This is a genomic window from Termitidicoccus mucosus (assembly GCF_038725785.1).
In the GTDB taxonomy this organism is placed as follows: Bacteria; Verrucomicrobiota; Verrucomicrobiia; order Opitutales; family Opitutaceae; genus Termitidicoccus; species Termitidicoccus mucosus.
On record NZ_CP109796.1, the window covers coordinates 1,878,093 to 1,892,757 of the forward strand.

Sequence of the window (14,665 nt, forward strand, 5' to 3'; positions counted from 1 at the left end):
TCGCGCCGGGGCCGGGCTTCTTAGCGCTGTTTTTCAAACGTTCCCGCGCGCCAACCCGCCCGCATCACTCCGCTCCCCGCGTTTTTCCGGAACCCGAATCCCATGCCCGCCGAAACCGCCAGCCAGCCGCAACCACTCCGCGTCGTGCTCGACACCGACACCTTCAATGAGGTGGACGACCAATTCGCGCTCGCGCACCTCTGCCTTTCCCCGGACCGCGTCGCGCTCGAGGCCGTCTATGCCGCGCCGTTTTTCAACACCCGCTCCACCGGTCCCGCCGACGGCATGGAAAAAAGTTTCCAGGAAATCCACCGCGTGCTCGGCCTGCTCGGCGAGGAGACCGCCGGGCGCGTCTTCCGCGGCGCCACCAGCTACATTGGCGGCGCGGGGCACCCGGTGGAGAGCGACGCCGCGCACGATCTCGTCGCCCGCGCGCTCGACGACACCGCGCCCGGGCCGTTGCACGTCGTCGGCATCGCCGCCGCCACCAACCTCGCCTCCGCGCTGCTGCTCGCGCCGGAAATCGCCCCGCGCGTCCGCGTGACCTGGCTCGGCGGCCACCCGCTCGCGTGGCCGACCGCGCGCGAGTTCAACCTCAAGCAGGACGCGCGCGCCGCGCAAATCCTGCTCGATTCCGGCGCGCCGCTCACGCTGATTCCCTGCAAAAACGTCGCCGAGCACCTGCGCGCCACGCTGCCCGAGCTGCGCGAAAGCCTCCCCGCCACCGGCCGCATCCGTCCGTTTCTGCTGGAGCGCTTCGCGGACTATCTCGCGCGGAAAAGCCTCGCCTCCAAGCCGCTCTGGGATGTCGCCGCCAGCGCGTTCCTCGTCAACCCCGCCTGGCTCTCGCGCGAAACCGTCCCCAGTCCGCGCCTCACTGCCGACCTGCGCTGGGAGACCGCGCCGGGGCCGCGCCACGCCATCCAAGTCGCGACCGACGTGGACCGCGACACGATTTTAACCGACCTGTGGCGCAAACTCGCCGCCGCACCATGAGCATGAACAAACCGGACCAATAAATTAATCACGAAAGCACGGAAGGGCGGAAACACTGAACTACGCAAACAAGCCTCTCTCCTTCTTTTCAGCGCCTCCGTCCTTCCGTGTTTCCGTGATTAAAAAAACCGAACCATTAATTTGAACATAAGAAAACAAAGGCAACAAAGAGAACACGCGACCCAAAAGGCTTTCTTCGTTCCCTCGTTTCCTTCTGTTCAAAAAAAAGACTTTATAAATGAACCTCGCCGCCGCCGACATCGCTGTCATCCTCGCCTACTTCGCGGGCACGCTCGCGCTGGGGCTGTGGATTTCGCGCCGCAACCGCGACTCCGAGCGGTATTTCCTCGGCGGGCGCAATTTTCCCGGATGGATCATCGGCATCAGCTTCATCGGAGCCATGATCAGCTCGGTTACCTTTATTGCGCTGCCTGCCGACAGCTTCAAAACCGCGTGGCTGCGCTTCCTCCCCAACCTCGCGTTTCCTGTCGTTGTCCTCATCTCCGCGTATGTGTTCATCCCCTTCTTCCGCCGCGGCACCGTGACTTCGGCCTATCAATACCTTGCCCTCCGTTTCGGCCCCTCCATCTCGGCCTATGGAGCGGCGGTCTTTCTTGTCGCGCAAATCGTGCGCACGGCGACCATTGTTTACCTTGTTGCCGTGCTCATGTCCGCGATGATCGGCCTCGGCATCCCGCAGTGTATCTTGATCGCCGGAGGAGTTACCGCCATCTACACCATCAAGGGAGGATTCGAGGCCGTCATCTGGACCGATGTCATACAAACCCTCATTCTTGTGACGGGGTCCGTGGTCATCCTCTCCTTGATAATATATAATATCCCCGGCGGGCTCGGCCAGCTGATCACCGAAGCCTCAGCCTCAGGAAAACTTTCGCTGCGCGATCTCAATCCCGCCACCGGTCTGCTCGATCCCACCGGAGCGGGTTTTTCGCTCAGCGAGAAGACCGCCACCATGCTCATTCTGGTCGGATTCACGCAATATCTGGCGGGCAAGTTGAACCAGGAAAGCGTGCAACGCTGGTGCTCGTCGCGATCAGCTCGTGAAGCCCGCAAATCCATGCTGGTGCTCGGACTCGCCAGCCTGCCTATTTGGGCCATATTCATGTTTATCGGCACCGGGCTATGGGTTTATTATCGCCACTTCCCCGATCCTGTGGCGGCTGAGATTCTTGCCGGCACACAAAAGGCGGAACTCATCCTTCCGCATTTCATCGTGACGGTGATGCCGGTCGGCTTGGTGGGACTGGTGATATCCTCCGCGCTGGCGGCCGCCATGTCCGCGCTTAGCAGCGCGATCAATTCCGCGAGCATGGTCATGGTAAACGATATTTACAGGGCGCATATGGCAAAAGGACGCGGGGAGTCCCATTATCTCCGCGCCGGCCGGCTGGCGTCGCTGCTCGTCTCGCTGGTCATGATCGCCGGCGCATATCTGTTTCACATTTCCGATGCCAAAACCCTCACCGACCTCAACATTGTCGTGACCGCCATCGTCGGCGGAGGCATCTCCGGCGCGTTCCTGCTCGGCATGTTGACGCGCCGAGGCGACGCTCGCGCCGTCCTCACCGGCATCGCGGTGACGCTGGCCTTCTCTCTCTACGCGCTGCTCATGCAGTTCAACATTCTCCCGCGCGCCTTCGATCCCTACTACACGTCGATCCTAGGCAACATCATCATGATCGTCGTCGGCTACGCCGCCGCGTGGATTTTCCCGGCGCGCTCGCGCGACCTCACAAACCTCACCGTGTGGGACCAATCAGGCACGCCTTTGAAATAAAACACCTCAAACACTCCCCCATGAAAACACTGCTCCCCCGCCCCGCAGCCCTACTGTGCGCCCTCGCTCTCGCCGCTGCCTCGCTCCATGCGCAAACGGATGCGGCGCCGGGTCGTCTCGCCGGCACCGTGCGCAACGCCGACACCGGTCGTGTGCTTGAAGGCGCGAGTGTTACCGTGACGACCACGAGTTTGCAGGCTCTGACCGATGAACTCGGCAACTTCGTAGTCCGGGGCGTTCCGGTTGGCGAATATGTCGTAATGATAGCATACACCGGAGTGGATAGTGTTTACAAATCAGTGCAGATAGGCCCCGACGCGGAGACACGGATTGATGTGGAGATGTCGTCTCAAATATATAATCTGCCAGCATTCACGGTTACAGGGGAGCGTGAGGGCAACGCCGCGGCCATCGTGCGCCAAAAAACCGCCGATAACATAAAAAATGTCGTATCCATGGATGCTTTTGGGCAGCTTCCGAACGAGAATGCCGGCGAGTTGCTGATCCGCCTGCCCGGCCTAGCCGGCGAGGTAAACGAGGATGGCGATGTCACCGGAATGATCATTCGCGGCATCAGCCCGAGCCTGAACACCGTTAGCGTCAACGGAAATATGCAATCGAGCAGTGGAGGGATGTCGCGGGATTACCGCACTAATTCGCTTACCGGAGCCATATTTGATGAATTGGAGGTAATCAAGGCCAGCACCCCTGACATGGGAGCGGATTCGCTCGGCGGTGCGGTGAATTTCAAAACGCGCTCAGCGCTAACGATGAAGGAAAAGCGCCGGATCGAATACCGGGTGGGCGCGCGTTGGGCGCCCACCTTTCTTGACCAAATCCCCTTGCGCAAGCAGCATAACATGCACCCTTTGGGGAATCTGCAATATCAGGAGGTGTTTGATGTCTTTGGAGGAGATCGCAATCTTGGCATATCCGCCTCAGCCTTTTACAGCCAGAATGTCAACGGGACTTACTGGACGATCCAGGATTATGCCTATACCACCGCCGATCCCGCTTATATCTGGGATTATCGCACCCGAAACACGCTCGGCGACAGGCAGCAGACAACCTTTTCGCTGAATGCCGATTACATTGTATCGCGAAGCACAAAGATTTTTATACGCGGTTTTTATAACGACGCATTCGAGCAAGGGCAGGAAAACTACATCATGCGCGCCTATACCAGATTGCAAGGTGACGGAACGCCGTACTCGCCGGAGGCGATTGGTTATTATGATGCCCATACGACCGAAATAGAACCGACAGCCAATTCTCGTTTTCAGGTGCAATCAATATTGTATAGTTTTCTAACCCGGGAGCGACAGTTGCAAGTTGGAGCGGAGCATACTTTTGACCGGTTGAAGATCGATTACGATCTTAGTTACAATCGTAATCATGGAAATTTGGGCAATGGCGCGGGGGATCGTGACAGCGGAGGGCTTCTCACCATGGAGTTCGATAATGTAGGCTGGCTCGTCGACAAGTCCGGCTCGGAAGAGTATCCGCGCTTTGTGCAAACTGATGGGCTCAGTATTTACGATCCGGACAGTTATAAGTGGGTCACACTAACCACCCGGAACAATAAGAGAAACACCGATGTTTATGGGGGCACGATCAATGCAAAATATGCCCTGCCCATAGGCATCCCGGCTTATATTAAGACAGGCTATCGGTATCGGAGGCAAAAAGTGGAGGAGATAAATGGCACGCATCGTTGGTATTATGGATACAACGCCGCCAATCCGTTTCCCTTGGATCCAAATTATGGAATTATAGTAGAAGGGGCTTCAGATTTGCCATTCTATGACACGGCATCGGTGCGGAGGCATCAGGAGGAAAACACGGTTTCGTCCGCCGCGATAGGAAAGTGGTATCAACGCCAGTCTGATTTGGAGTATGATGCGGATCAGATATATGGTGGCACCCGCCACGTGGCCGAGGACGTCAATGCGGGATATATCATGGGACAGGCGCGATTTGGGTCGCTTGGGGTCCTGGCCGGCGTGAGATATGAGCATACCAGCGTCAAGGGCGTGGGATGGATGGATTTGGACGGGGATCACGATTACGTGGAGCACGGAAAATTTCCCCTTGAATCGGAATATGGTGATTTCTTCCCCAGTGTGCATTTAATTTATAACCTGACATCAAATCTTCTCGCAAGGATTAGCTGGTCAAATACCATAGGGCGCCCGGATTTCACTAATTTTGTCCCAAACAAGACAGTAAATGACACGGCACTCATTGTCCGGATTAACAACAATGACCTGAAACCTCAGTATTCCGAAAATTGGGACGTGTCATTTGAATATTATTTTGAACCGGTCGGGCAGGTTTCAATCGGTGCATTTTATAAAACGATAGATGACTTTATTGTTTCCGCTGATATGGGAACAATAGGCAGCGGACCTGACAACGGTTTTGGTGGCGCCTATGATGGCTATACATTGATCAGCCAGTTTAACGGGGGCAAGGCCGCCGTAAAAGGGCTGGAATTGTCATGGCAGCAGCAGTTCACATCTTTACCCGGGTTTTTGAAGGGCATTGGGGCGCTGGCTAATTTTACTCTGTTATCGACGGGCGGCGATTATGGGAGCACGGGGAAAGAAAATCCCGTTACCGATCTGGTGAAGTTTGTGCCAAGAACCGGCAACGCAGGCATTACTTACCGGTATAAGAAAATCAGCGCCCGGGTAATGGCAAATTACACCAGTTCGTATCTCTCCGATTATGCCGAGGACCAGGTCCGGCTTCGCTACCGCGATGACCGCACGACGGTGAACTTTAGCTTCGCATACACGCTCCGCCCGGAAGTGCGTTTTTATGTGGATGTCATCAACGCGTTTAATGAGCCCCAGCGTTGGTATCGTTATTCGGAAGACAGGCTGGCCCAGGCACTTTACAGCGGCGCCGCAGTCTATTTTGGAATCAGCGGGCGTTTCTAGCAAGAACATCAGTTACAGCAGAACCATGAAAATATTTTTTCAAATCTCATTGTTGGCACTTGTCTCCCTTGGATTCTCCACGGGACTCTCCGGGGAAGCAATGCCGGTGCCATTGCGGTTCCGCTCAAGCAGAGCTCCCTCCGGTGCCGCGGTGGGCGCCAATCGAGAGATTGAGAAAATTGTAATAAAGAACAATGCGGAATTGCCAACCGCCGTGCTTGCCCAGACGGTGGGGGAGGAATTCTCGCTGGGATTCTGGATCCGCGTGGAATCGGAGGGACTTCTCACGCAGTCCGGCGGTTGGACGGACAGGGTTCCGCTGACCGTCCTCGTGGCCAGTTCCGCGGATAACAAGGAGCGTTTGGTGATTCGGTTGCCGCAGGGCCGTGTATCGGTCGCCTCCACGACGGGCAGGGATTGGCCGGTCATGAACTCGTCCGGTCGGATTGAGGCGGATCAATGGTATCATGTTGTGCTGACCCGCTCCGGTGCGCTTACGAGGCTATATATTAACGGCGCATTGGACTCGACCTCGGAATCACTTCCGCGGCTCACGAATATATCGAACATAATGTTCGGACGCTTTGGCTCGATGAGGCATTTTGATGGGACGATGATCGCCCCACGTGCTTATGCCGGCGCATTGAGTGATGCCGAAATAAAGGCGCTTGCCGACGCTCGTCCTGCAGAGATCGGTGGTGCCCCGGTGGGGGTGACGCAGGCTGGCTCTGTAGTCACGTTTGGCCGTTATCCGGCAATGCGGGTGGCGGATGGCGAGCTGCACCCGTTGATTGACCAGTTGCATTTGAGTGCGACGGTTGTGCATTGGCGGGGAAAACAGGCGAAGGATTTGTTTATATGCGGCCTGCATCCGAACTATTTCGGGGGGCGTCCGGCGTATTTTCAACAACAGGGCGTGGACCATCGCGGACTTCCGTTTTATGATGAGGGCACGACGATCCGAGGATTGCCTGGCACCGAGTTTTTTTCAGTCGTGCGCGACGACGGCCGGGAAGAGTTATTTGCAAAGGGCGTTGGCACACCGCATGGCGACAATAACCTGGTGAGTTATACAAGGAACGCGGCGCCGGGAACACTTGAGTTTGGCGCGGCTCGCAATGTGACGATTGATGGACGTTCTTTTGAGCATGCGTTTGGCAAACAGATCGGTGGATGGTGGGTGGGCAATATCGATGATGATGGTGTTCCCGACATGCTTGTGGCGACAATCAAGCCGGATGGCAGCAATTACTGGCCCGACGGAGAGGGAATGTGGGGCGGGGTTGAGCGCAAAAACAGCGGCAAGGGCCGTGGCTACGATGTGCAAGGCGAGTGGCTTGGCGATCGGCGCACGAGCATATTATATTGGGCAAAGGGCAAGATCGATTCCCAAGGGCATCTCGTGTTTGCGGACAAAAAGCCGGTGCATTACGGGCAGATCGGCTTCGAGGTGCAATGGAGGGCAGGCGAGCGGGAACGCGCCCTGGCATGCGTGAAGATAGGAGGCCGCCCGGTTATCCTGCACACGGGCAGCCTGGATCGCATTTTGGCTCTGCCGGTCGTGTTCAGTAACGATGAGTTGATCGTGGAGGCATCCAGAACGCTTTTGGAGAACGGCGCTTCGCTGCATGAAACTTATTTTGTGCACTCGATTTCCGTGCTTGAGGAGAAAGCCGACGGCACATTGCGCCTGATACTCGATGGGAACCCCGGACGCTTGGTGGTGCTTGAGGGGAAGCAGATCGGCGAATTTCGTGAAACAGGCTCGTTGATGATGCAAGGTGGACCGCTGGCCGTGGACACACTCGGGACGCCGTCGCGATATGACTGGGATGGGGACGGTTTCCCTGATCTTATAATCGGCGATTCATCGGGGTGGCTGACGTTTTGGAGAGGCACCAAAGACTCGTCGGTTTACCACGCTGGAATTTTCATGATATCAGGCGGCGAGGTCGTTCACCATCAAGCGGGCTTGACCGGATCAATACAGGGACCAAATGAGAAGCGCTGGGGATATCTACAGCCGACAGTTGGGGATTGGGACGGCGATGGAAAAGCCGAAATTATCACCAATGATATCTTTGGCGTGCTGACACTGTATGGAGCAACGAGCAAACCGTCCGATCTGACAGCACCGTCCATATTCAAGAAAGATGGAAGAACCTATCAAACAGCCTGGCGCTCGCGTCCGGCGATCATTCCCGCCGAAATGAATTTTGCCGAAAGCGGCATGCCGACGCTTCTGCACATGGACTGGGACGGCGATCTGGCGGTTGCGATTCCTGATGCGCAAGGATCACTCGATGTCGCGCGAGTCGAGAAACTGGCCTACAGGGACGGCAAGCCGATTGTGCTCTGTGGTCCTTGCGGCTCATGGGGTCGCGCCGAGCTGAGTGTGACCGACTGGAATGGTGACGGGAAATGGGACATTGTGTTTGGCACAATACGAGGAAACCAACGCTTTTATTCAAAGGATCGCGGACCGGGTGCATCGCCATATTGGCTTGAGAATGTGGGCACCAACGAAAAACCAGTGTTTGCGGAAGCGAGGCCGGTCAGACTCAAGGATGGCAAACACATGGACTTCGGTATTCACACTGCAGCCGCGTATCCGACGGATCTCGATAATGATGGCATGCCTGATCTCATTGTGGGCGCTGAAGATGGGAAAATCTACCGGTTTTTTAGATCAGACTTGGAGTGAGCATGCGTGCTCTGGACGGACGAAAATCGTAACTCACATATTTAATAATCATGAAAAAACTGCTGCCCCTGCTTACGACCATATTTTTCACCTTGACGTTTTTGCACAATGCCAATGCTGCCGATGAATATATATGGACTCCCACCATGAATCAGAGCGGTACCGTTGGAGGCTCCGGTATTTGGAACTACAACAATCAGACATGGTGGAATATCGAGTCCGGCACCACGGAGGCCCGAGGAACGGCCACCAATCCGTTTGGAAAAACTGACGGCTCTATAATCAATTTTTATGGCAGCGGCACGATTGCAAAGATATTCGCCGTGTATTTTGGCGATGGAATCAACCCGACCACCAATACGCTGAAGTTTCATGACGGCAGCAATTATGTGATCTCCGCCACAAACGCCACATTCCTGACCGGTGCCGGCGACCTCATCATGGATGTCTCCAGCGCGGGGACGCTTGGGTTGGAGGGAGTCGCAAGCAACGCACCGTTTTGGCTTCGTTTTGGCGGGACTTCCGCCGACGCACAATCTGGGCGTTATATTCTTCAGGGGGGAGGGGTGGTAAATGGAAATGCACATTTTCGGCCGCGGGCAAACAATGCATGGGCGCAGTGGATAATTCGAGGCGATACCACGGTGAACATGGCGACCGATTCGCGTCTGGACTCGGTCAATCATCTGGGACGCATTTCAATCGAGAGTGGCACCCTGAATATACGAGGTGCATTGATCAATGCCGGCTACAACACCGCATCCGAAACTCCCGATTCGGCGCATGGATATGGGATTGCCATCGGTGCGGCTGCCGGAACCGGGCAGGGCGCGGTCACTATTGCAAGTGGCTCGGTATTGGCATTGGGCGACCCCCGGGCTGAGGGAGCGGGATTTGGCGGCATTGTGTTTGGCACCGAAAGCACCCATCAAGGGGGCGTGCTGAACCTGAACGGAGGCACGCTTGAGGTTTCCAATATCCGTTCCAATACAGACAACGATACACTGAATCTTTCCGGCGGCACCATCAACGTCTCGACCAGACTTTCTGGCGCCACCGCCTACGGCGAGGCGACGGACGCGCAACTCCAGTCGCGGCTGGATCATTTCATCACCGGCTTCTCCGGCTCGGGCGAAAATTATATCAACCTCGTCAGCGGCTACACCACCTTCGATTTGAGCGCGGTTGATATAGGCAGAACCAACGGCACGGCGACGATTGACTCCGCGATCCGCGGGCCGGGCGAGCTGAGAATGAGCGGCACCAACCGCACGCTCGTGCTCAGGGGGACGAACTCCTACGCGAAAACCACCGTGCTCAGCGGCACGGTCGTCGGAGACAGCGACAGTCTGCCGATGAACATACAAAGAAACATGGCGGGCACCGTGGTGTTCGACCAGGATTTCGACGGCTCCTACTCCGGCACCTTGATGGGCGCGGGTGGTTTTGTGAAAAAGGGAGGCGGCACGCTCGCCATCCGCATCTCAGGCACGGACACCGTTCAAGGCCCCATGCAAATCGAGGGCGGCACGGTGGAACTGACCAACCTCGCCGCCAGCTTCACAAAAAACGTGACCAACAACGCCACGCTCGTGTTCAACCCGTCCGCCACCGGCACCTACGCCGGCGTCATCAGCGGCTCCGGCGCGCTGGTGAAAAAAGGCGCCGCCATGCTATCGCTCACGGGAAACAATTCATACAGCGGCGACACGCGCGTGGAGGCCGGCGCGCTAGAGGGAAATATCAATTCGATAAAGGGTGATTTATATATCGCCACCGACGCTTATGTTGATCTGCGCCAGGTGAGCGGCGGCGTGAACGAGACCTTTTCCGGCAACCTCTCCGGCTCCGGCACGCTCAGGAAATGGCTGGCCGGCCTCACCACCCTCACCGGCTCCAACGCCGCCTTCACCGGCATCCTCTACGTCGTCAGCGGCACGCTCGTCGGCAACACCGACAGCCTCGTCGGCAACATCCAGCGCAACGCCGCCGGCGGCGTGGTCTTCGACCAGGATTTCGATGGGGCGTATTCCGGCACGTTCATCAACCACGGCACCATCATCAAGCGCGGCGTCGGCACCGTCGTGGTGTCCTCCAGCGCCAACGGCAATCCCACGGTGAACGTCGAGGGCGGCGCGCTGCTGGCCGTCGGGAGCGGCGCGTATCTGGGCGGGGGCATCACGACCGTGAAGGCGGGCGCGACAGCCGGTGGAAACGGAAAATTTTCCACCCTGACCGCCAGCGCCGGCGCGGCCGTGCAGGTCGGCCCGGACAACTCTGCCGCGCCGGAGACGCTCACCATCTCCACCCGCCTCACCACCGGCTCCGCCGCGATGCGCTTCGACTTGTTCGCGGGCGACCAAAGCGATTATATAAACGCCACCGCCCTCACCAACAACGGCGGCAACATCATTGACATCGGCGCCTTCGCCACCGGCACCTTCAAGCTCGGCTCCGCCGCCACCGGCACGCTCGCCGCCAATAGCAAATTGTATATTGACGGTTTCGAGGCCGTCCCCGGTGCGCGCCGCAACGGTGCTTTGTCCAACAATTCCGGCCTGCAACTCGTCACCACCCAAGGCAACAACATCGTCTCCACCTGGCGCGGCGCGGCCTCCGGCACGTGGGACCCCACGCAGGCCAACTGGGCCGGCGACGCCCCCGGCCTCTTCGCGATGGGCGACCATGCCGTCCTCGACGACACCATCGCCGCCGGCCCGCGCTCCATCTCCGTCGCCGCGCCCGGCGTCACCGTATCCGACCTCACCGTCACCGGCACCGGCGCCTATACCCTCGCCGGCGCCGGCATCACCGCCGACGCCGCTTCCGCCACCGGCCTCGCCGGCGCGACCGGACGCCTCATCAAGACCGACTCCGGCACGCTCACCCTCGCCAACGCCGCCAACGATTTCCGCGGCGGCGTCTCCCTCGGCGGCGGCGTCCTCGCGCTGGGCGCGGGCGTGTCACTCGGCTCCGGCACGCTCGCCGTCACCGCCGCGAACACCACGCTGCGCGCGACCGGCGGCAACACGCTCCCCAACGCGATCGCACTGTCAACAAACGGCCTGACGGTTGACACCGGCGCGAACATTTTCGCGCTCACCGGCAACATTACCGGTGCGGCGAAAATCACCAAGACCGGCGCGGGCGAACTCGCGCTTTCGGGAAATAATAATTTTGCCGGCGTGGACCTCGCCTCCGGCACGCTCGCCGTCGCCAACGCCGCCGCGGCGGGAAGCACGCTCAAGGCCGACGGCGCCGGCGGCGCCCTGCGCTTTGCCGCCGACGGCATCGCGCTCGCCAGCGCCATTGACCTTTCGGCCAACGGCCTGTCCGTCGGCACCGGCACTTTCGCGGCCACGCTCGCGGGCGCGCTCAGCGGCTCCGGCTCGCTCGACAAAACCGGCTCCGGCACCCTCGCGCTCACGGCGGACAACAGCGCCTTCACCGGCGCGGTCGCGGTGCGGGAAGGCGCGCTGCAAATCGCCTCGCTGAACAACCTCGGCTCCGGCGCCGGCGCGCTCGACATCGCCTCCGGCGCGACGCTCACACTCAGCCAGGCCGCGCCCGGCGGCGCCACCCTCGCCCGCGCGCTCGCGGGCGGCGGACGCCTCGACATCGCGCTCGCCGCCGGCGCGGACAAATTTGCCTTCGCCGCCACCGCCAACTCCGCGTTCACCGGCACCGTCGCGCTCGGGCGCGGCACGCTCGACCTCGACGCCGCCAACCTCGGCGCGCTGTCGCGCGCCACGCTCTCGCTGTCCGGCGGCGCCACCGGCGCCGTCACCGCCACCGGAAGCGCCGGCGGCCTGGCCATGGACGGCGGCCTGTTGAAAATCGAAATGAACGCCGCCGGCGACGCGCCCCAAAATTTGCTTTCGGTCGGCAGCCTCGCCATCTCGTCGGGCACCGTCGCGCTCAACCTCGCCGCGCTCGACGGCGCGCCGGTTGTCAACCCGGGCAGCCCGCATCTGTTCGACCGGACGCAAGTCTCCTCCATCCGCCTCGTCGCCGCCGGCGCCGTGTCGGGCACCGACGCGCGCCTCGAACTCGTGAAACCCGACGGCTCCGCCTTCGCGCTCCCCGTGCGCGTGGACGTGAGCCAGGCTGGCGCCGCCGGCGCGGAGACGGTCGGCAAGGCCGATTACAACTACATCGCACAAGCCGCCGAGGGCGGCCTCTACCTCGGCTCCGGCCTCACGCAGGTCGAAATTTTTGAAAGCAAAACCCTCCTGCTCGACAACACCGGCGCCGCCGGCTCCGACTTCCAGGCTCGGCTCACCGGCGCGGGCGGCGTCGAAATCCGCGCCACCGGCACCGTCACGCTCTCCCACGCGGACAACGACTTCGCCGGCCCCGCCCTGCTCGCCTCCGGCGCCCTCAAAGTCACCCGCGAAAACGCCCTCGCCTCCAGCGCGGCGGTGACGCTCGCCGGCGGCTCGCTCCTCGACGCCACCGACCTTTCGCAGGAACTCGCCAACCTCTCCGGCGCCGGCGGCATCCTCATCGGCACCGGCACGCTCACGCTGCGCTCCACGGCGGACACCGCCTATGACGGCGTGATCCAATCCGCCACCGGCGCGCGCATCATCAAGACCGGCGCGGCGGACATCCGGCTCGGCGGCGACAACGCCCTCTCCGGCTTCGTCGAGGTGCGCGAGGGCCTGCTGCACGTCGTTGACCGCGGCTCCTACAGCGATGTTGACATCACCATCAACACCGGCGCGACGCTCGCGCTGGAGGGTTTTTCGGGACGCGATTTATCCGCGGCCATCGCCGGCGGCGGCACGCTCGCGCTCATTAACAGCAGCGTGCGCCTCGGCGCGGCCAACACGCTCGCCGCCGTCGCGCTGCAAGACAACGCCCATGCGCAAATCGCCAACGTCGGGGCGCTGGGCGGGACGGCATCTACCGTGTCCGTCTCAGGCGGCTCGGTGCTGGAACTGCTGTCGCCCGACTCGGGCACCATGATCGTGGCCGCCGCCACCGTGGTGGTGGACGGCGGGAAACTGTTGTTCGGGCAGGACACGGTGCTAAGCGCGGCGAAAACCGTCTCCTTTGTGAACCACGGCGCGGTCGGGTTGTCCGGCCCGCTGCAAACGGGCGTCTATACGATCATCACCACCGGCAGCGGCATCACCAGCGACAACCACGAGACGCTCCTGCCCGACTACAACCCGGCCGAGTTCGGCATGGGCGTGCATCTTTCGCGCGAGGGGAAAACACTCGTGATGGAAGTGTATAACCAGTCCGCGAACCCCGCCAAGGACGTGGCGCTCGCCTACGACACCGTGCTCGCCTCCGTGAGCGCCGTCCAGTCCCGCATGAGCGAGTCGTTTTTCGCGCCGTTCACCGGGCGTGACAAGGGAGACCCCGCGCGAGACTTCTGGCTGAAAGGCTTCGGCACCATCGGCGACTACAAACAAACGTCCATGCAAACCGGCTTCACCGACCGCACCCAAGGCGTGATGGCTGGCTACGACCGCGTGTTCGCCGAAAAAACCCTCCTCGGCGCGTGGGCCGGGATCGCCAGCGGCAGGCTGGAAACCGACAACCACGCCTACGCCAGCGTTGACCAGCAACTCTTCGGCGCCTACGCCGCCATGAAACTGGGCCGCTGGCACGCGGGGCTCGATGCCTCCGCCGGCTTCGCGCAGGCCGACACCAGCCGCCGCGAGCACGTCGGCGCGGCCATCGGCTGCTACGAGGTCGCCGTCGTCTCCGCGGGCGCCGAGCTCGGCTTCACGCTCGGCTCGTGGGAACGCGGCTCGGCGCGCCCCTCCGCCTCGCTCCACTACATGGGCCTGCGTTACAAAAACCAGCGGGAAAAAGGCGACGGCGCGATGCGTGTGGCGGACTTCTCGCACGATTTCTGGCAGAGCTTCGTGAGGCTGCAAGCCACGCAGGGCTTCGACCTGCCTTGGGGCCGCGAGGCGCTGCTGGACGTCTCCGCCGGCTGGCGCCAGAACCTCACCGGCGACGCCACTCCGGTGCGCATGGAATACGTCTCGAACCCGGGCGTGTTCATTGACGCCGAGACCGGCGGCTACGTGCGCGGCGCCGCGGTGCTCGGTCTAGGCCTGCGCACGGCGATCACCCGCTTGATGTCGCTCGCCCTCGCCTACGATTTCGAGGTCGCCGCCGCCCGCCAGCGCCACACCGCCAGCCTCACCGCCCGTTGGAACTGGTAGCGGCGCGTTCCGAACGGGACTCATCCGTTTG

The 14,665-nt window shown here is 60.6% G+C and carries 6 protein-coding genes; 5 read left to right on the forward strand and 1 reads right to left on the reverse strand.

What is annotated here, in order from left to right; translation table 11 throughout:
* Nucleotides 1–102: 102 nt before the first annotated feature.
* The 4 genes from OH491_RS06340 (at nt 103) to OH491_RS06355 (ending at nt 8,443) form a co-directional block, all read left to right on the forward strand.
* Nucleotides 103–996 carry a nucleoside hydrolase gene (locus OH491_RS06340; protein ID WP_068771812.1) on the forward strand — a complete coding sequence of 298 codons (894 nt, stop codon included), beginning with the start codon at nt 103–105 and terminating at the stop codon, nt 994–996.
* Between the two features lie 238 nt (nt 997–1,234).
* Nucleotides 1,235–2,794 (forward strand): sodium:solute symporter family transporter, encoded by a 1,560-nt coding sequence (locus OH491_RS06345; RefSeq protein ID WP_068771811.1) that lies wholly within the window; start codon nt 1,235–1,237, stop codon nt 2,792–2,794.
* Between the two features lie 20 nt (nt 2,795–2,814).
* Nucleotides 2,815–5,739 (forward strand): TonB-dependent receptor, encoded by a 2,925-nt coding sequence (locus OH491_RS06350; protein WP_068771810.1) that lies wholly within the window; start codon nt 2,815–2,817, stop codon nt 5,737–5,739.
* Between the two features lie 25 nt (nt 5,740–5,764).
* A complete protein-coding gene (locus OH491_RS06355; protein ID WP_068771809.1) occupies nt 5,765–8,443 on the forward strand; it encodes a LamG-like jellyroll fold domain-containing protein in 2,679 nt (892 codons plus the stop codon).
* Nucleotides 8,444–8,484: 41 nt separating this feature from the next.
* Here OH491_RS06355 and OH491_RS06360 read toward each other — a convergent pair whose 3' ends face one another.
* A complete protein-coding gene (locus OH491_RS06360; protein ID WP_334319530.1) occupies nt 8,485–8,817 on the reverse strand; it encodes a hypothetical protein in 333 nt (110 codons plus the stop codon).
* A 276-nt stretch (nt 8,818–9,093) separates the two neighbouring features.
* Between OH491_RS06360 and OH491_RS06365 the strand changes: the two genes are divergently transcribed.
* On the forward strand, nt 9,094–14,634 hold the full coding sequence (locus tag OH491_RS06365; protein WP_334319563.1) for an autotransporter-associated beta strand repeat-containing protein: 5,541 nt from the start codon (nt 9,094–9,096) through the stop codon (nt 14,632–14,634).
* Nucleotides 14,635–14,665: the final 31 nt, after the last annotated feature.